General features: G+C 64.2%; 16 protein-coding genes. 9 read left to right on the forward strand and 7 right to left on the reverse strand.

Going from position 1 to position 18,510, the window contains the following annotated elements:
• Positions 1-111: 111 nt before the first annotated feature.
• The 3 genes from BN973_RS02245 to BN973_RS02255 all read right to left on the reverse strand — a co-directional run bounded on the left by BN973_RS02245 (position 112) and on the right by BN973_RS02255 (position 3,000).
• Entirely contained in the window at positions 112-1,218 is a 1,107-nt protein-coding gene (locus tag BN973_RS02245) for an inositol-3-phosphate synthase (protein WP_036465633.1), read from the reverse strand.
• 49 nt (positions 1,219-1,267) lie between these two features.
• Positions 1,268-1,810 carry a PadR family transcriptional regulator gene (locus tag BN973_RS02250; protein WP_036465634.1) on the reverse strand — a complete coding sequence of 181 codons (543 nt, stop codon included), beginning with the start codon at positions 1,808-1,810 and terminating at the stop codon, positions 1,268-1,270.
• 314 nt (positions 1,811-2,124) lie between these two features.
• Complete coding sequence (locus tag BN973_RS02255; RefSeq protein WP_036465636.1) at positions 2,125-3,000, reverse strand: DUF1707 SHOCT-like domain-containing protein; 876 nt, start codon at positions 2,998-3,000, stop codon at positions 2,125-2,127.
• A 100-nt stretch (positions 3,001-3,100) separates the two neighbouring features.
• Between BN973_RS02255 and BN973_RS02260 the strand changes: the two genes are divergently transcribed.
• The 9 genes from BN973_RS02260 to dnaB all read left to right on the forward strand — a co-directional run bounded on the left by BN973_RS02260 (position 3,101) and on the right by dnaB (position 12,166).
• Positions 3,101-3,526 (forward strand): DUF5318 domain-containing protein, encoded by a 426-nt coding sequence (locus BN973_RS02260; protein WP_036465638.1) that lies wholly within the window; start codon positions 3,101-3,103, stop codon positions 3,524-3,526.
• A 55-nt stretch (positions 3,527-3,581) separates the two neighbouring features.
• Entirely contained in the window at positions 3,582-6,095 is a 2,514-nt protein-coding gene (locus BN973_RS02265) for a transglycosylase domain-containing protein (protein WP_084163268.1), read from the forward strand.
• Positions 6,092-7,744, forward strand: coding sequence for a glycosyltransferase family 87 protein (locus BN973_RS02270; protein WP_036465640.1), 1,653 nt, complete (start codon positions 6,092-6,094; stop codon positions 7,742-7,744). The genes BN973_RS02265 and BN973_RS02270 overlap by 4 nt, the downstream gene beginning before the upstream one ends.
• Complete coding sequence (locus BN973_RS02275; protein ID WP_036465642.1) at positions 7,741-8,382, forward strand: DJ-1/PfpI family protein; 642 nt, start codon at positions 7,741-7,743, stop codon at positions 8,380-8,382. Before BN973_RS02270 ends, BN973_RS02275 begins: the two co-directional genes overlap by 4 nt.
• 137 nt (positions 8,383-8,519) lie before the next feature.
• Positions 8,520-8,810 (forward strand): 30S ribosomal protein S6, encoded by a 291-nt coding sequence (gene rpsF, locus BN973_RS02280; protein ID WP_036465644.1) that lies wholly within the window; start codon positions 8,520-8,522, stop codon positions 8,808-8,810.
• 114 nt (positions 8,811-8,924) lie between these two features.
• The gene (locus BN973_RS02285) at positions 8,925-9,446 is read left to right on the forward strand and encodes a single-stranded DNA-binding protein (protein ID WP_036465645.1); all 522 of its coding nucleotides are present in this window, start codon (positions 8,925-8,927) and stop codon (positions 9,444-9,446) included.
• A gap of 52 nt (positions 9,447-9,498) precedes the next feature.
• Positions 9,499-9,753: a 30S ribosomal protein S18 gene (gene rpsR, locus BN973_RS02290; protein WP_025738217.1), complete on the forward strand. Its 255-nt coding sequence runs from the start codon at positions 9,499-9,501 to the stop codon at positions 9,751-9,753.
• Between the two features lie 42 nt (positions 9,754-9,795).
• Positions 9,796-10,254 (forward strand): 50S ribosomal protein L9, encoded by a 459-nt coding sequence (gene rplI, locus BN973_RS02295; RefSeq protein WP_036465646.1) that lies wholly within the window; start codon positions 9,796-9,798, stop codon positions 10,252-10,254.
• Positions 10,255-10,789: 535 nt separating this feature from the next.
• Positions 10,790-12,166: a replicative DNA helicase gene (dnaB, locus tag BN973_RS02300; RefSeq protein ID WP_036465647.1), complete on the forward strand. Its 1,377-nt coding sequence runs from the start codon at positions 10,790-10,792 to the stop codon at positions 12,164-12,166.
• 382 nt (positions 12,167-12,548) lie between these two features.
• Here the strand turns inward: dnaB and BN973_RS02305 are convergent, their stop codons facing one another.
• From BN973_RS02305 to BN973_RS02320, 4 genes are all read right to left on the reverse strand, one after another.
• Positions 12,549-13,277: a CoA transferase subunit B gene (locus BN973_RS02305; protein WP_051641079.1), complete on the reverse strand. Its 729-nt coding sequence runs from the start codon at positions 13,275-13,277 to the stop codon at positions 12,549-12,551.
• The gene (locus BN973_RS02310) at positions 13,274-14,041 is read right to left on the reverse strand and encodes a CoA transferase subunit A (RefSeq protein WP_036465648.1); all 768 of its coding nucleotides are present in this window, start codon (positions 14,039-14,041) and stop codon (positions 13,274-13,276) included. Before BN973_RS02310 ends, BN973_RS02305 begins: the two co-directional genes overlap by 4 nt.
• Positions 14,038-17,577: an indolepyruvate ferredoxin oxidoreductase family protein gene (locus BN973_RS02315; protein WP_036465649.1), complete on the reverse strand. Its 3,540-nt coding sequence runs from the start codon at positions 17,575-17,577 to the stop codon at positions 14,038-14,040. The genes BN973_RS02310 and BN973_RS02315 overlap by 4 nt, the downstream gene beginning before the upstream one ends.
• Before the next feature lie 73 nt (positions 17,578-17,650).
• Entirely contained in the window at positions 17,651-18,415 is a 765-nt protein-coding gene (locus BN973_RS02320; protein WP_084163269.1) for a cyclase family protein, read from the reverse strand.
• Between the last annotated feature and the right edge of the window lie 95 nt (positions 18,416-18,510).

The following is an 18,510-nucleotide window of genomic DNA, read 5'->3' on the forward strand; positions in this document are numbered from 1 at the left end:
CGGTGAAGTCGCCGTTCTGAAACGCGACCTCACCGCACACTCGATGAGTGAACCGAATTGCCCGGTGCATCCGGTTCGGCAGCGCGCCGCGAGGCGGCGCACTCGTTGGAACTAATCCGCGGCGATGAACTGCTCGAGCTGCGTGCGCGCGATGTCGTCGGGCAACTGCTGCGGCGGGCTCTTCATCAGGTAGGCCGACGCCGGGATGACCGGTCCGCCAATGCCGCGGTCCTTGGCGATCTTGGCCGCCCGCACCGCGTCGATGATGACACCGGCCGAGTTCGGTGAGTCCCACACCTCGAGCTTGTACTCCAGGTTCAGCGGCACGTCACCGAACGCACGGCCTTCCAGCCGCACGTAGGCCCACTTGCGGTCGTCGAGCCAGCCGACGTGATCGGACGGACCGATGTGCACGTCCTTGGTCTTGAACTCGCGCTGCAGGTTAGAGGTCACGGCCTGCGTCTTGGAGATCTTCTTGGACTCCAGTCGCTCGCGCTCGAGCATGTTGAGGAAGTCCATGTTGCCGCCGACGTTGAGCTGCATGGTGCGGTCCAGCTGCACGCCGCGGTCCTCGAACAGCTTGGCCATCACGCGGTGCGTGATCGTCGCGCCGACCTGGCTCTTGATGTCGTCACCGACGATCGGGACACCGGCGTCGGCGAACTTCTTGGCCCACACCGGGTCCGACGCGATGAACACCGGCAGCGCGTTGACGAACGCCACACCGGCGTCGATCGCGCACTGCGCGTAGAACTTGTCGGCCTCCTCGGAGCCCACCGGCAGGTAGGACACCAGCACGTCGACCTTGGCCTCCTTGAGCACCTGGACCACGTCGACGGCCTCGGCGTCAGACACCTCGATGGTGTCGGCGTAGTACTTGCCGATGCCGTCGAGCGTCGGCCCGCGCTGCACCGTCACGTTGGTCGGCGGCACGTCGGCGATCTTGATCGTGTTGTTCTCCGACGCGAAGATCGCCTCCGACAGGTCGAAGCCGACCTTCTTGGCGTCCACGTCGAAGGCGGCCACGAACTTCACGTCGCGGACGTGGTACTGGCCGAACTTCACGTGCATCAGGCCGGGCACGGTGCTGTTCGGGTCGGCGTCGTAGTAGTACTGCACGCCCTGAACCAGCGAGGACGCGCAGTTACCGACGCCGACAATGGCGACTCGTACCTCGTCCTGTGCCTCAGGAGCCCGTGAAGGCTTGTGCTGACTCATAGGGCGTTCTCCTAACCTCAATTACCTATGTCTCGAATGTCTGGGTGGTCTAGGTCTGTTCGGTGAGCCCGGGTGCCGCGCGCTCGGCGGCGATGAGCTCGTTGAGCCACTTGACCTCGCGCTCGCTGGACTCAAGCCCGAGTTGGTGCAGCTGACGTGTGTAGCGGTCGAGTGAGCTGCTGGCCCGCGCGACGGCTTCACGCAAACCCTCACGGCGTTCCTCGACCTGACGGCGGCGGCCCTCGAGGATCCGCATCCGGGCTTCCGCCGGGGTGCGGTTGAAGAACGCCAGGTGTACTCCGAAACCGTCGTCGGTGTAGTTGTGCGGACCGGTGTCGGCCACCAACTCACCGAAACGCTGACGGCCCTTATCGGTCAGCTCGTAGACCCGCCGGGCCCGCCGGACTGGAGTACCGGCCGGCGCGGCATTCTCGGCAATCAACCCATCCGCCTGCATGCGCCGCAGCGCCGGATAGAGCGAGCCGTACGAAAACGCGCGGAACGCACCGAGTAAGCCGGTGAGCCGCTTGCGCAGCTCATAGCCATGCATCGGCGATTCGATCAGGAGCCCAAGGATGGCAAGCTCCAGCATCGAGTCACCTCCTTTGCATAACTGGTTACGTCCGGCCGACGCGTCGCGTAATAGTATCGCCTCGATATATTTGCCACAACACTACCTGGTGTTGGCATTGAGTTGACGGGCCAGATACGGGCCGGTCCCGGTGGCGCCGAGGCTGCCCAGGTTCCGCGGGCTTTCGGTGTGCGCCGACGTTTTTCGGTGTGTGTCCAGGGAGGCGACGCGCCGAGGGCGACTGTCGTGAACGCACATTTAACGCCCGGACCGCACAGTCAATGCCCGGGCTCCACACCCAACGCCCGGACCGCACAGTCAAGCAGGCGGGAGTCTCAGCTGGACGGGTAGTTCACCCGCTTGGGAGTGCCGTCACCGGCGAAATCGATCGAACCGCTGCCGTACTCCCCGGACACGTACACCGACAGGGTCAGCGTTCCGGGGGCGGTCGGGTCCTTGGCGGGCTCGATGATCAGGTACGTCGACTTGACCTCGGACGGCTTGATGCCCAGCGTCTCGGGGGCTCCGCGCAACACGCCGACCGCCGCCTTGACGTCGAACTTGCCCAGGTCGGCCGCGACGGACTTGGCATCGGTCTTGGGGGAGGCGGTCGGGTCGTCCCAGCCGCCGCGGTAGTCGTAGTCCAGCACCCGGCGGTCGTCGGCGGGGTCCGGGCGATAGAAGCTGGCATAGGTGGGGTAGACGAGCAGTCGATAGCCGATGGTGTCGCCGAATTTCTTCCGGGCCTGCTCGAGCAACCCGGTGAGTCCGCCCAACGAATGCAGTTGCTTGGGCGGAGTCAGCACCACGGCCGCGACGCCGTCCGGCTTGGCGCCCGGGTCGCTGGTGAAGTCCAGCGGTGAGCTGGTGTTGCCGTACAGCCCCCAGCCCAGGCCCATGCCGAACAAAACCGACACCACTAGGGCGGCGATCGCGATGCCTCGCGCGCGAACCGCCGGCACCGCCGTCGACTTTGCCGCACGCAGCCGCGTCGGGGTGCTGCCCTGCAGATCCGACACCAGTAGCTTGAGGTCGCCCAGCGTCACCGCATTGGTGGCCTTGCTGACGCGCTCGCGGTGTTCCTCGCCGGACAGCTCGCCGTCGGCGAACGCGTTGTCCAGCACCGCACAGGTCTCTTGCCGGTCGGTGTCCTTGGCGCGCGTCGCGGTGGTCACTCCGCCGCCGAGTGGTGCGCCCAGCCATTTCGCCATGGGGATGATCGTAGAAGTCACCCGTTGTTACCGCGGCGCAGCGGTGCCGACAGCCTCGGTTGCGTATCGGCGGTGCCGAGGGAGACGTACTCTGGTCAACGTGCGACTGCAGCGACAAGTGGTGGATTACGCGCTTCGGCGTCGCTCGCTGCTGGCCGAGGTCTACTCGGGCCGCACGGGCGTGACCGAGGTCTGCGATGCGAACCCCTATTTGCTGCGCGCCGCAAAATTTCACGGCAAAACCAGCCAGGTGATGTGCCCGATCTGCCGAAAGGAACCGCTCACGCTCGTGTCGTGGGTGTTCGGCGATCACCTGGGCGCGGTATCGGGTTCGGCCCGCACCGCAGAAGAGCTGGTCCTGCTGGCGATGAAGTTCACCGAGTTCTCGGTTCACGTGGTCGAGGTCTGCCGAACCTGCAGCTGGAATCACCTAGTCAAGTCGTATGTGCTCGGCGCGGAACGCCCACCCAAGGGCACCCGCGGCCCGCGGACTGCACGCAACGGCGCCAGCGCGGCCATTGAATAACGAAGGGCGCCACGATCAGTCGCCCGATGACCCGAGCAGGTCCGCGACTGAACGTATGAGCAAGGAACCCAACGCCGAGCATCCGGACGACTCCGACCGCCCGGTGCACCGCACCGACGCCGGGACCCGTCGACGTGTTCCTCCCGACGATCGGCAGACGACGATCCTGCCGCCGGTCGTCGACGACGCCGCTGCTCGGCGGTCCGACCCCATCGACGAGGTCAGGGCCGCGCTGGGTAGCCCCGGATCCAGGGCCCAGCCACGCGACCCGATCGAGGAGGTGAAGGCCGCCCTCGACGGGCGGCGGTCGCCAGGCCCGCCGCGGCGCGACCGTCCGCTCTCGGGTCGCCCACCGGAAGGCCCGCCACCTCCGCCGCCTCCGCGACGGCCCGGCGACGTCGGTGGTCCCGACGTGCCAAGCCACCGCGCCCCCGGGTCGGGTGTCGACTGGAGCTGGGTCGATCAGATCAACTGGCGGTGGGTGCGGCGCGCGGCCTACCTGTCCGCGGCGGTCCTGGTGCTGTTACCGATCGTCACCTTCGCGATGGCGTACTTCATCGTCGACATTCCCAAGCCGGGCAACATTCGCACCAACCAGGTGTCGACCATCCTGGCCAGCGACGGTTCGGAGATCGCGAAAATCGTTCCACCCGAAGGCAATCGGGTTGACGTCAACATCAGCCAGGTGCCGGTGCACGTTCGTCAGGCCGTCATCGCCGCCGAAGACCGCAACTTCTATTCGAACCCGGGCTTCGACTTCAGGGGCTTTGTGCGGGCGGTGGAGAACAACCTGTTCGGCAACGGCGATCTGCAGGGCGGGTCGACGATCACGCAGCAATACGTGAAGAACGCGCTCGTCGGCTCCGCGCAGCACGGGTTCGCCGGCCTGCTGCGCAAGGCCAAGGAACTCGTCATCGCCACCAAGATGTCGGGGGAGTGGTCCAAAGACGAAGTGCTGCAGGCCTACCTGAACATCATCTACTTCGGCCGGGGCGCCTACGGGATTTCCGCGGCGTCCAAGGCCTACTTCGACAAACCCGTCGACCAGCTCACCGTTTCCGAGGGAGCGCTGTTGGCGGCGCTGATCCGCCGGCCGTCCTCACTCGACCCGGCCGTGGATCCCAAGGGTGGCGAGGCGCGCTGGAACTGGGTCCTCGACGGCATGGTGGAAACCAAGGCGCTATCGGCGAGCGATCGTGCGGCACAGCAATTTCCCCAGACCGTCCCGCCCGATCAGGCGCGCGCACAGAACCAGACCACCGGCCCCAGTGGCCTGATCGAGCGTCAGGTCACCAAAGAGCTGATGGAGCTGTTCAACATCGACGAGCAGACCCTGAACACGCAGGGCCTGCAGGTGACCACGACGATCGACCCGAAGGCTCAGCAGGCCGCGGAGAAGGCCGTCTCGAAATACCTCGACGGACAAGACCCCGACATGCGCTCGGCCGTCGTGTCCATCGACCCGCACACCGGCGCCATCCGCGCGTACTACGGCGGCTCGGACGCCAACGGCTTCGATTTCGCTCAGGCCGGGCTGCAGACCGGATCGTCGTTCAAGGTCTTCGCATTGGTGGCCGCCCTGCAACAGGGCATCGGCTTGGGCTACCAGGTCGACAGCTCGCCGCTCACGGTCGACGGCATCAAGATCACCAACGTCGACGGCGAAAACTGCGGCACCTGCAATATCGCCGAGGCGCTCAAGATGTCACTGAACACGGCCTACTACCGGCTGATGCTCAAGCTGAAGAACGGACCACAGGCCGTCGCCGACGCCGCGTTCGCGGCGGGCGTCGCCAAGAGCTTCCCCGGTGTTCCACACACCCTGTCCGAGGACGGCAAAGGCGGTCCGCCGAACAACGGAATCGTGTTGGGCCAGTACCAAACTCGTCCGATCGACATGGCCTCGGCCTATGCCACCCTGGCCGCCTCCGGTGTGTACCACCCGCCGCACCTGGTGCAAAAGGTGGTCAACGCCGAAGGCCAGGTGCTCTTCGACGCCGGCAACTCGGACAAGGGCGCCGACCAGCGCATCGACAAGGCGGTCGCCGACAACACCACCGCGGCCATGCAACCGATCGCCGCCTATTCACGCGGCCACGCCCTGTCGGGTGGCCGGGCGTCGGCGGCCAAGACGGGCACGGTGCAGCTGGGCGACACCCAAGCCAACAAGGACGCGTGGATGGTCGGCTACACCCCGTCGTTGTCGACGGCGGTCTGGGTGGGAACCGTCCAGGACAATGTTCCGCTGGTAACCGCTTCGGGCGCAGAAGTTTACGGCTCGGGCCTGCCGTCGGACATCTGGAAGTCGACGATGGACGGTGCGCTGAAGGGCACGCCCAACGAGACCTTCCCCAAGCCGACCGAGATCGGTGGCTACGCGGGGGTGCCCGCCCCGCCGCCTCCGCCGCCACCCGCGGTGACCGTCATCCAGCCCACGATCGAGGTGGCCCCGGGCATCACCATCCCGGTGGGTCCACCGACGACGATCACCGGGGCGCCGCCGCCACCACCGGGACAGGCACCACCGCCCGAACCGGCCCCCCCACCATTCGGGCAACCGCCACCGTGAGCGGCGCTCGGCAGGAGAGCGCCACTATTTCCCCGCGCACGCTGGCTGACGATCTGCGTAGCGCGGACAACCGCGATTGCCCCAGCCGCACCGACTATTTGGGCGCTGCGCTGGCCGATGCCGTCGGCGGACCGGTGGGCCGGCATGCGCTGATCGGGCGGGCCCGGCTGATGACGCCGCTGCGAGTGATGTTCGTGTTCGCGCTGGTGTTTCTGGCGCTGGGCTGGTCGACGAAGGCGGCGTGCCTGCAGAGCAGCGGCACCGGGACCGGGGACCAGCGCGTCGCCAACTGGGACAATCAGCGCGCCTACTACGAGTTGTGCTACTCCGATACGGTGCCGCTGTACGGCGCGGAGTTGTTGAATCAGGGCAAGTTCCCGTACAAGTCGAGCTGGATCGAAACCGATTCCAGCGGCGCCCCGCAGATCCGCTACGACGGCAAGCCCGCAGTGCGTTACATGGAGTATCCGGTGTTGACCGGGGTCTATCAGTACGCGTCGATGGCGCTGGCCAAGACCTACACCGCCCTGAGCAAGCTGGCGCCGCTTCCGGTGATAGCGGAGGTGGTGGTGTTCTTCGACGTCGCCGCATTCGGTCTGGCCCTTGCCTGGTTGGCGACCGTGTGGGCGACGGCGGGTCTGTCCGGCCGCCGCATCTGGGACGCGGCTTTGGTGGCCGCCTCACCGCTGCTGATCTTTCAGATATTCACCAATTTCGACGCGCTGGCAACGGGATTCGCGATGAGCGGGCTGCTGGCTTGGGCGCGGCGCAAACCGGTGCTGGCCGGTGTGCTGATCGGGTTGGGTGCCGCGGCCAAGCTGTATCCGCTGCTGTTCCTGGGTCCGATGCTGGTGCTGGCTGTCCGCACGGGCCGTGTTCGGATGCTGGTGCGCACGGCGGTGGCCGCCGTGCTGACCTGGACGCTGGTGAATCTTCCTGTGCTGGTGCTATTTCCGCGAGGCTGGTCGGAGTTCTTCCGGCTCAACGCCCGTCGCGGTGACGACATGGACTCGATCTACAACGTCGTCAAGTCCTTCACCGGCTGGCCCGGCTTCGATCCGAAGCTGGGTTTCTGGGAGCCGCCCACGGTGCTCAACACCGTGGTCGCGGTTTCGTTCGTCGCATGTTGTGCGGCAATCACATACATCGCGCTCACCGCTCCGCAGCGGCCACGGGTGGCGCAGCTGCTGTTTTTGGTCATCGCGGCGTTCCTGTTGACCAACAAGGTGTGGAGCCCGCAGTTCTCGCTGTGGCTGGTGCCGCTTGCCGTGCTGGCGTTGCCGCATCGGCGGGTGCTGCTGGCGTGGATGACGATCGATGCGGTGGTGTGGGTGCCGCGGATGTACTACCTGTACGGAAACCCGAATCGTTCACTGCCGGAACAGTTTTTCACCACCACGGTCTTGATACGGGACATCGCCGTTATGGCGTTGTGCGCGTTGGTGATTCGTCAGATCTACCGGCCCGACGAGGATTTGGTGCGCTGGGACGGACGGGTGGACGACCCGGCCGGTGGGCCGTTCGACCGCGCTCCCGATGCACCGCCGCGCTGGTTGCCGGACTGGCTGCGCCCGGCCCACACGAGACGGGTGCCCGCACCGGCGCCTTCGCTGGACACCGAAATGGTTAGCGCTCAAGGACAAACATGACTCTAGTCGCAATCCCGTTGTTCCCGCGCTTCACCGCACTCGACGCCGTCGGGCCCTACGAAGTGCTGCAACGCATTCCGTCGATCGAGGTGACGTTCGTCGGGCACCGTCGCGGCGAGGTGCGCACGGAGAACGGGATGCTGGGCGTCACCTGCGACTCCAGCTTCGACGAAATCAGCGCGCCCGACGTGGTGGTGGTGCCCGGTGGCATCGGCACCCGCAAACTCCTTCACGACGAATCCATCCGCGACTGGCTGCGGGCGGTGCACCCAGCCACCACATTCACCACCTCGGTGTGTACGGGCGCACTGCTGCTGGCCGCCGCGGGATTGCTGGACGGTCTCACCGCGACCACGCATTGGCGGGCAGCGGATCTGCTCAACGAGTTGGGCGCACGCTACGTCGCGGACCGGGTCGTCGAGCACCTACCGCAACGCATCATCACCGCCGCGGGGGTATCGAGCGGCATCGACATGGCTTTGCGGCTCACCGAGCTGCTCGTGGACCGAGAGGCGGCGCAGGCCGCGCAGCTGATGATCGAATACGACCCGCGGCCGCCGTTCGACTCCGGTTCGCTCGCCAAGGCCGACGCGGCGACCAAGGCGCGGGCCGAGGAATACGTGCGACAGCGGCAGTAACTGCTTGCCGGCGCGACCTCGGCGATTTTTGGAGGCTAGCTGGTCGTCCGGTACCCTGGGGCGGTTGCCGACGCAGGCGACTCTCCTGCCACGGACAGACCGTGGCCGCTTAGACCAGAGGAGGTGGTGAGGTTTCCATGCGTCCATACGAAATCATGGTCATTCTTGACCCCACACTTGACGAGCGCACCGTTGCTCCGTCCCTGGAGACGTTCCTGAACGTCGTCCGCAAAGACGGCGGGACCGTCGACAAGGTGGACATCTGGGGCAAGCGCCGGCTGGCCTACGAGATCGCCAAGCACGCCGAAGGCATCTATGTGGTCGTCGACCTGAAGGCGGCCCCGGCCACGGTGTCCGAGCTCGACCGTCAGCTCAGCCTCAACGAGTCGGTGTTGCGCACCAAGGTGATGCGCACCGACAAGCACTGAGCCGGGTAGCGAGCACACTCCCCGCCGTCGGCGCGCTTGCGTAGGCTCAGCGAGACATGCTCATGACCGTCTACCGTCCCCGGGCGAGAGCCAGGATGGATCCAGGAGGACACAGTGGCTGGTGACACCACTATCACCGTCGTCGGAAACCTGACTGCCGACCCTGAACTGCGGTTCACGCCGTCGGGTGCTGCCGTCGCGAATTTCACCGTGGCGTCCACACCCCGGATCTACGACCGCCAAAGTGGGGAATGGAAAGACGGTGAGGCGCTGTTCTTGCGGTGCAACATCTGGCGCGAGGCGGCGGAGAACGTCGCGGAGAGCCTGACCCGCGGATCGCGGGTGATCGTCACCGGGCGGCTCAAGCAGCGCTCTTTCGAAACCCGCGAAGGGGAGAAGCGCACCGTCGTCGAGGTTGAGGTCGACGAGATCGGCCCCTCGCTGCGCTACGCCACGGCCAAGGTCAACAAGGCCAGCCGCAGTGGCGGCGGAGGCGGCGGCTTCGGCAGCGGCGGTGGCGGATCCCGACAGTCAGCGCCCGCCCAGTCGGGCGGCGGCGCGCCGGCGGACGACCCGTGGGGCAGTGCTCCGGCATCGGGCTCCTTCGCCGGCGGTGACGAAGAACCTCCGTTCTGACGTCAAACACAAAAGCACACAAGACCAGTAGCAAACGGAAAGAAACGAACACATGGCAAAGTCCACGAAACGGCGCCCGGCGCCCGAAAAGCCGATCAAGACAAGAAAATGCGTCTTCTGCGCCAAGAAGGGCCAGTCGATCGACTACAAAGACACCACCCTGTTACGCACCTACATCAGCGAGCGCGGCAAGATCCGCGCCCGTCGTGTCACCGGTAACTGCGTGCAGCACCAGCGCGACATCGCGCTTGCGGTGAAGAACGCCCGCGAGGTGGCTCTGCTGCCCTTCACGTCGTCGGCGCGATAACCGGCGCGTTTTGTTTACGACCCAACCGAAAGTACGAAAACGATGAAGCTGATTCTGACGGCCGACGTCGACCATCTCGGTACCGTCGGCGAGACTGTCGAGGTCAAGGACGGGTACGGCCGTAACTTCCTCCTTCCGCGCGGCCTGGCGATCGTCGCCTCGCGCGGTGCGCAGAAGCAGGCCGACGAGATCCGCCGGGCCCGTGAGACCAAGGCCGTGCGCGATCTCGGGCATGCCAACGAGATCAAGACGGCGATCGAGGCGCTCGGCCCGGTCTCGCTGCCGGTGAAAACCGCCGCCGATTCCGGCAAGTTGTTCGGCTCGGTGACGGCCGGGGATGTCGCCGCAGCAATCAAGAAGGCCGGCGGCCCGAATCTCGACAAGCGCATTATTCGGTTGCCCAAGTCGCATATCAAGGCGGTCGGCACCCATTCGGTGGCGGTGCATCTGCACCCCGAGATCAATGTCGACGTTGCGCTCAACGTCGTCGCGGATAGCTAACTCGGCACCGTTTGTTCGGATCCGGCGGCTGCCGTTAATCGGCGGCCGCCGGATTTTGTCGTGCCATCGGCGCGCCGACGGGTTCCCCTGTGGATGGGCAGGCGTGGTCGGGCTGGCGAACTATTTGGGTGACATCGTCGGGTGCACCCCTTAACCCCCTCGTAACGCGGCGAAAATATGGCCGAAAGCCAACACGCCCGGCGCAGTAACCTGGGACGACACGCCGAAGAGATTCTTCTCCACACCAGCTAACCGGTGTTGTACTGCCCTTAGCAGCGGGGATGTCGCGGCGCCGCGTTTTGTTCCACAGGTTCTCCACACCCCACTCAACACAGGTGTCGATGGATATGCACACACGATGCACAGCCTTATGAACAACGGCCCTTTCAACCGCAGGCCAGCAACGTTTACGGTCTTTCCGGCGCGAGGCTTTACGGGTGCATGGGACCGGAGTGGGAGTGCCCTGATCGACGTAGTCCAGTGTCGGCTATCGAATGTATGTTCGTATCATGGTTCGTGAGGGAGGTGTGAGTCCGTGGCCGTCGTAGATGACCTGGCGCCGGGAATGGACTCGTCGCCGCCCAGCGAGGAGTTCAGCCGTCAACCGCCGCAAGATCTGGCCGCGGAGCAGTCGGTGCTGGGCGGGATGCTGCTGAGCAAGGACGCCATCGCCGACGTGCTGGAGCGGGTGCGGCCCGGCGATTTCTATCGCCCCGCACATCAGAACGTCTACGACGCGATCCTGGACCTCTACGGGCGCGGGGAGCCCGCCGACGCGGTGACGGTGGCCGCCGAACTGGACCGCCGCGGGTTGCTGCGCAGGATCGGCGGAGCACCGTATCTGCACACCCTGATTTCCACGGTGCCGACCGCCGCCAACGCCGGGTACTACGCGGACATCGTGGCCGAGAAGGCGCTGCTGCGCCGGCTTGTGGAGGCCGGAACGCGGGTCGTGCAGTACGGCTACGCCGGCGCCGAGGGTGCCGACGTCGCCGAGGTGGTCGACCGGGCCCAGGCCGAGATCTACGAGGTTGCCGAGCGGCGAACGTCGGAGGACTTCGTGCCGCTCGAGGATCTGCTGCAGCCGACGATGGACGAGATCGACGCCATCGCCTCCAACGGGGGAGTGGCGCGCGGCGTGCCGACCGGTTTCACCGAGCTCGACGAGGTGACCAACGGTCTGCACGCCGGGCAGATGATCATCGTGGCGGCCAGGCCTGGAGTGGGGAAATCCACACTGGGACTGGACTTCCTGCGCTCATGCTCGATCAAGCACCGGATGGCCAGCGTCATCTTCTCGCTGGAGATGAGCAAGTCTGAGATCGTGATGCGACTGCTGTCGGCGGAAGCGAAAATCAAACTCTCCGATATGCGTTCGGGCCGGATGAACGACGACGACTGGACGCGGCTGGCGCGGCGGATGAGTGAAATCAGCGAGGCGCCACTGTATATCGATGACTCGCCGAATCTGACCATGATGGAGATCCGCGCCAAGGCGCGCCGGCTCAAACAGAAGGCCGACCTGCGTCTGGTCGTGGTCGACTATCTGCAGCTGATGTCGTCGGGAAAGAAGGTCGAGTCGCGCCAGCTCGAGGTTTCCGAATTCTCGCGCCAATTGAAGCTTTTGGCCAAAGAGCTGGAAGTCCCGGTGGTGGCGATCAGCCAGCTGAACCGCGGCCCCGAGCAGCGCACCGACAAGAAGCCGATGCTGTCGGATCTTCGTGAATCGGGGTCGCTGGAGCAGGATGCGGACATGGTCATCTTGTTGAACCGGCCGGACGCTTTCGAGCGCGACGACCCGCGTGGGGGAGAGGCCGACTTCATCCTGGCCAAGCACCGCAACGGCCCGACCAAGACGGTCACCGTCGCCCACCAGCTGCACCTGTCGCGCTTCGCAAACATGGCGCGGTAGCGGCCTTGTTGTAGGTTCTCAAATTCCAATGTCACATTCTCAATTGAGATGTCATGTATGACACGGACCTGAGACAGACCACCGTCTAGCCATTCGTCGGCCGACCACGGCCATGCGAAAAAAAATGGTGCGTCGCATTCTGCCGAAAGCTCCCGCAACAGAGCAGTTTTCGACCTCCAAATGTTTGTCGCTTCCCATATCGAAGCGGATGCCGGCACGATGCACTTGGCTCTGATACTGGGCGTCGGCAGACCGTTACCCTTGATCGCCGGAAGGCGCGGCTCCTTGCACTAGCACTTTGCGTGACAGGCGGCGCGGATTCGGAGGCAGGTGGCATCTGTTCGGCGATCTGGCATCTTTTCGATCGCCGTTCTGGCGTCGCTTACGCTAATTGAACTCGCGTTGATACTGCCGCAAGGCCCCCATGCTGGATCAGGTCGTCGGCTACTGTCAATGCTGCTCCAGTGGCGATACGGACCTCATCGACGGTCACGCCGGGCGCAGTCTCACGCAACACCAGCGAGCCGTCACCAACCACATCGATCACTGCGCGATCGGTGATTATCCGATCGACCACCCCTTCGCCTGTCAGTGGCAGTGTGCAGGTGTCTACGATCTTCGGATTACCTTGCCGGTCAGTATGTTCCATGACGACGAGGACCCGCGTTGCGCCATGGACGAGGTCCATCGCTCCACCCATGCCCTTGACCATCTTGCCCGGTATCACCCAATTCGCCAGATCGCCGGCAGTGGAGACCTGCATGCCGCCGAGCACGGCCGTGTCGATGTGCCCGCCTCGAATCATTCCGAAAGACAATGCCGAATCAAAAAATGCTGCGCCAGGCAGCACGGTGACCGTTTCCTTACCCGCATTGATCAGATTGGCATCGACTGCGTCTTCGGTCGGATAGGGTCCGGTGCCCAGAATGCCGTTTTCCGAGTGCAAGGTCACACGTACCGACGGGTCGAGGTAGTCGGGAATGAGTGTGGGAAGCCCGATGCCGAGGTTGACGTACTCTCCGTCCTGCAACTCCTGCGCTGCACGCTGGGCCATCTGGTGGCGCGTCCAGCCGCGCACAGCGGCCAGCGACTTCGATGCCGTCTCATTCATGCGCGCACTCCCGCCGCGTCCCGTGTGGTGCGTTTTTCGATAAGCGCCTGTTGGGGTCCGGTTTCGACAATGCGCTGCACGAACACTCCCGGCAGATGGACATTCGCCGGGTCAATCAGTCCCGGCGCGACCAGACGCTCGACCTGGGCAATCGTCAGCTGACCGGCCATCGCGGCGAGCGGATTGAAGTTCATTGCCGCCTTATCGAACACCAGGTTGCCTTGCGTATCACCCAGTTTCGCATGAACGAGTGCGACGTCCGCAGTGATCGCGGTTTCGAGCACATACCGCTTGCCGCTGAACACCCGAGTCTCCTTAGGCGGCGACGCGATCGCAACCGAGCCGTCGGCGCGGTACCGCCACGGCAGACCTCCGTCCGCGATGGGCGACCCCACCCCAGCGGGGGTAAAGAACGCGGGAATGCCGACACCGCCAGCGCGTAGGCGCTCAGCCAGGGTGCCCTGCGGCGTCAGCTCGACCTCGAGTTCACCTGCCAAATACTGCCGGGCAAACTCTTTGTTTTCTCCGACATACGAAGCGACAATGCGCCGGATTCGCCCAAGCCCCAATAGGATTCCGAGACCGTGGCCATCGATACCGCAGTTGTTCGAGAACACCTCCAAGTTCCCGACCCCTGCCTCGGCAAGAGCGCCGATGAGAACATCGGGGATTCCGCACAATCCGAACCCACCGACGGCAAGCGCAGCTCCATCAGCAATGTCGGCGATCGCGTCGGCCGCGCTGTCAAAGACCTTATTGGTCACGCTCTACCTGCTTTCACTGCTGTTGCTGGGTCGCTCGACGCCATTAGTTGCGCCAGCAGCTCCGCCAATCTCTCGCGATACTTTGCGACGTTGCGCATCTTGATGTCCTCGTAGCCGCGCACCATGTCGGGGAGTTCGGCGATTTCGACGGCCGTTGCGTGATTAGCTGTGGTGAGGTGCTGATCGATCTCAGTGAGGACATGGATGTACTCCTTGATGAGCTCGCGTTCTAGACGCCGAACCTTGCCGAGGCCGAAGGGGTTGAGCGGAGTACCCCGCAAGTGGCGCATCAGATACAGGGCGTGGAACGCCGGCTTGAACCACGGTCCCAGCGCGACCTTGCGGTCGACGCCGAGGGCACGTAACGCTGGTGGGTGCAACTTGTATACAATGCGAGCTCCGGGGCCGAATTCCTCATCTAGCGCAGCCTGTAGTTGGCCGTCGATGCTGAGGCGTGCGACCTCCGCCTCATCTTTATAAGCCATCAGCTTAAACAGATTGCGCCCGACGGCCGACGCGAGTGCATCACCGCCGGAAGCAGTGACCTCAGACTCGCGCGCGCGGATCCTTTCGACAAGACTGGCGTAGCGTCGGGCATATCGGACGTTCTGGTACGCAATAAGCTCTGGCACAAGAACATTCATCACTCGCTCCAATTCCGAATTGGGTTGAGATGCGATGCGGGCTAGTACCGCATCCGCGCGGGCATGGCGCTTACCCCGCAGGGCCGCGCGAGCGCTGCGCCATCTTTTCCCAGCGGTATCGGCTAGCTGTTCGGGGGCTGCCACGACCTGACGGCCACGGCGGAACGCTTGCAGATTCGCCTCGACCGCGACCCCATTAAGCGTGATGGCCTTTTCGATCGATTCGGCGGTTAGGGGGAGCGCGCCTGCCTGGAAGGCAACGCCGACAAGCAGCATGTTCTCTGTCTGGCTCGACCCGAAAAGGGATTCGGTCAATGAACGAGCGTCCACGAGGTGAAAGCTATTGGGCCGCATTCGTTTGGCGATACGCGCCTGCAGTTCGGTCAGATCCGGAAAGCTCACCTGCGTGTTGACAACCATCGCACCTGTGGGAACGACCGCGGACGATACGACACCAAACGTGCGCTGCGGGTCGGCAACCCTGAGGTTGCCCTCGGCGGCGGCCACAAGCACGTCGCATCCGAGGTAGAGATCACAGTCGTCACTTGCCAGTTTGTTGGCTCGTATCTGGTCGGTGCACGTGAAACGTAGGTCTGAAACGACGGGGCCGCCTTTTTGTGCCATACCGGTTTGATCGAGGCCGCGCACTATCCAGCCGTCGAGCGTTGCCGCAGTCGCAAGCACCTGCGCAAGCGTCACGACGCCGGTGCCGCCAATTCCGGTGATTCTCATGCTGAAGTCGGTGTTCTCACTAAGGCGCTGCGGCGCCGAAAAGTCGTCGGGGGCCAAAGGCTCGATCTTGGCCGCCAATTTGCGGCCCGAGGGAATCACCTCTACGAAAGAGGGGCAGTCACCGTTAACGCAAGCGTAGTCCTTGTTGCACGACGACTGGTTGATCTTGGTCTTGCGACCGAAATCGGTGTCGACCGGCTCGACAGACAGGCAGTTCGACTTCTCGCCGCAGTCGCCGCAACCCTCGCAGATTCGTTCGTTGATGAAGATGCGGGTAGCGGGGTCATCCATCTTGCCGCGCTTGCGTTTACGCCGCTTCTCGGCGGCGCATTCCTGGTCGTGAAGCAGCACCGTGACGCCAGGAATCTTGGCGAGCTGCTGCTCGGCCTCGAGCAACCGAGAACGATCGAGAACCTTGACGCCCCTGGGCAGCTTCACTTTTCGGTAGCGGGTGGTGTCCTCGGTGGTAACGATCACCTTCTGGACGCCTTCTGCCAGCAGTAGTTCGACGATGCCCTGAACCGACAATGCGCCCACCGGTGCTTGTCCACCGGTCATGGCAACTGCGGAGTTGTACAGTAGCTTGTAGGTGATGTTGACGCCGGCTGCAACCGCGGCGCGAATGGCTAGTGACCCGGAATGCATGAAGGTGCCGTCGCCGATGTCCTGGATGAGGTGCGGCACTTCGGTGAATGGTGCCAGCCCTATCCACTGTGCTCCTTCTCCGCCCATCTGGGTGACGCCGATGATGTTGCCGACCTGTTTGGCGTCCATGATCATGACCAAGCCGTGGCATCCGATGCCGGCACCGACAACCGAACCTTCGGGCACTTTGGTGGAGGTGTTGTGTGGGCAGCCGGAACAGAAATAGGGCGTACGTGCTGGGGACTGGGTATGCGAGGCGATCAGTGGCAGCGGGATACGGGTATGTTCGCCTTCGTACTTGAGGGGCGTGCCGCCCGCTCCACACAGCCTTGGTGCAAGGATCCGGGCGATCAAATCTGGGGACCCCTCGCCGTTTATCGGCATCAGTACGGCGCCACGCTCGTCGTGCTTACCCACGATGCGCGGCTGATCAGGCGTGCCGTAGAGCGCGTCCTTCACGAAAAGCTCGACGAACGCGCGCTTCTCCTCGATGACGATGATTTCGCGCAGGCCACTGGCGAACTCGCGCACGATCATGGGGTCCATCGGGAACGGCGCGCCGACCTTCAACAGCCGGATGCCCGCTTCCCCGATGGCGTTCCCGTCGAGTCCCATCCGGTGCAACGCCTCGATCACGTCGACGTATGACTTTCCCGGTGCGACGATCCCGACTTTGGCACCAGGCGCGTCGGCCACGATTTGGTTCAAGCCGTTGACTGCGATGTAGCGGCGGGCCGCGTCGAGCCGCGCGTTCCACTGTGTGCGCTCGAGCTCTTCAAGCTGCGCGCCGATCAGGATGGCGTTCGGTTGATGTGTGATCGGCCGGCCGTTGTCCTCGATCTGGACCATCTGCGGTTGCACGCGGTCGGAGGCGAGGTTCACGGTCGCCGACCCATCGGCGACGTTCGTGACGATCTTCATCCCGGCCCACAGTCCGCTGCAGCGTGACAGTGCGAACGCGTGCACCCCGAAATCGAGAACTTCTTGCACGTCGGCCGGGAATAAGAAGGGAATGCCGACGTCGAACAGCGCGGTCTCCGAGGCGCACGGTAACGTCGAGGATTTGGCGGACGGGTCATCACCAGCGAGCACAATGGCGCCACCGGTCGGTGGGACGCCGACGAGGTTGGCGTGTCGCAACGCGTCGCTGGCGCGATCAACGCCGGGCGCCTTGCCGTACCAGATGCCACAAACTCCGTCGAAACGCTGCTGTCCCACTTCGTTGATGAGCTGGCTGCCCATGACTGCTGTCGCGGCGAGCTCTTCGTTCAGGCCGGGCTGGAAGACGATGTGGTGCTCGTCGAGAATCTTGCGGGCGCGCTCAAGCTCCATGTCGTAGGTACCAAGCGGGGACCCCTGGTAGCCCGATATGAAGGTCGCGGTGGTGCGCCCGTCGCATCCGTCCCGGCGCTGCTGCTGCAGCGGCAGCCGTACCAGGGCCTGTATCCCTGTCATGAAGCTCTGTCCGTCGGACAGCAAGTACTTGTCGTCGAGAGCGCGTTTTGATGTCGGCACGGTCAAATACCGCCTTTGTGGGGGTCGCAGGCCGTGAAACTCAGATACGGCGGTGCGATATCACACGCGTGATTCATTCGGTTAGCAGTAGGACACGCAGCGGCGAACCGGTGCCGTTCTCCAGCTTGAGGGGGAGCGCCACGAACACGCCGGTCGCAGGGACATCGGCTAGTCCCGTGAGGCCCTCAACGATGAGGATTCCGCGGGGCAGAAACCACTTGGTGTGCCCGGAACCACCAGAAATCTGGCCGTCGCTCAAGGAAAAATCGCAGGCCGAGGTGTCACATGCCACCGCTGCGACACCAGCACTCGCGAGGTACTCGCAGGCTTCATCCGAAAGGCCGGGCTCGTTTAGGCCCCACCATGCGCCGCCTTTGCTCGCGTCCCCGTCGGGCAGATATTGATCCCATCCGAACTCGACGATGGCCAAGTCGCCGGGCTTAAGGGAAAAGCCGCCCCGCTCCGCAGCGGCCACCAATTGGCCTCGGCCGACAGGCCGGCCCGGCTGGGGAGCGTCGGCAGTGACGTCGAATTTCTTGAAGGGCCGAAAGAAGAGTGCATCGATGGGCAGGTCATGAATCGCCGGCCCGTTGGCCCAAAAATGATATGGGGCATCGACATGAGAACCGGAGTGCTCCGGCAGTGTCCATACGTTCGCGGCCACCGCGACATCGACATCGGGACTGCGATCGGAGATATTTTGCACCTGCACATGTGGCATAGGGAAGAACAAGGGAAGATCTGGTCGATACGTCGGTGAAACGTCGTGAACTCGCAGCCGTCTGACTGCCGACCCGATTTCAGCCAGCGACAACGCTGACTTGCGCGCTGCTGTCATGTCGGTTTCCTTCCTCCCCCTTATGGCTGTTGAGGGATTACCCGAACGCTAAGTTGCCTCTACGGGCTGGCGCGAATGTCCGGTCCCACGTGTCG

Source organism: Mycobacterium triplex (assembly GCF_000689255.1).
Classification (GTDB): Bacteria; Actinomycetota; Actinomycetes; order Mycobacteriales; family Mycobacteriaceae; genus Mycobacterium; species Mycobacterium triplex.

Coding starts and splice junctions, on each gene's coding strand:
- BN973_RS02265 (WP_084163268.1), top strand. CDS start 3,582: ATGAGCAAGGAACCCAACGCCGAGCATCCGGACGACTCCGACCGCCCG.
- BN973_RS02305 (WP_051641079.1), bottom strand. CDS start 13,277: ATGAATGAGACGGCATCGAAGTCGCTGGCCGCTGTGCGCGGCTGGACG.
- BN973_RS02255 (WP_036465636.1), bottom strand. CDS start 3,000: ATGGCGAAATGGCTGGGCGCACCACTCGGCGGCGGAGTGACCACCGCG.
- BN973_RS02250 (WP_036465634.1), bottom strand. CDS start 1,810: ATGCTGGAGCTTGCCATCCTTGGGCTCCTGATCGAATCGCCGATGCAT.
- BN973_RS02320 (WP_084163269.1), bottom strand. CDS start 18,415: ATGACAGCAGCGCGCAAGTCAGCGTTGTCGCTGGCTGAAATCGGGTCG.
- BN973_RS02245 (WP_036465633.1), bottom strand. CDS start 1,218: ATGAGTCAGCACAAGCCTTCACGGGCTCCTGAGGCACAGGACGAGGTA.
- rpsF (WP_036465644.1), top strand. CDS start 8,520: ATGCGTCCATACGAAATCATGGTCATTCTTGACCCCACACTTGACGAG.
- BN973_RS02275 (WP_036465642.1), top strand. CDS start 7,741: ATGACTCTAGTCGCAATCCCGTTGTTCCCGCGCTTCACCGCACTCGAC.
- rpsR (WP_025738217.1), top strand. CDS start 9,499: ATGGCAAAGTCCACGAAACGGCGCCCGGCGCCCGAAAAGCCGATCAAG.
- rplI (WP_036465646.1), top strand. CDS start 9,796: ATGAAGCTGATTCTGACGGCCGACGTCGACCATCTCGGTACCGTCGGC.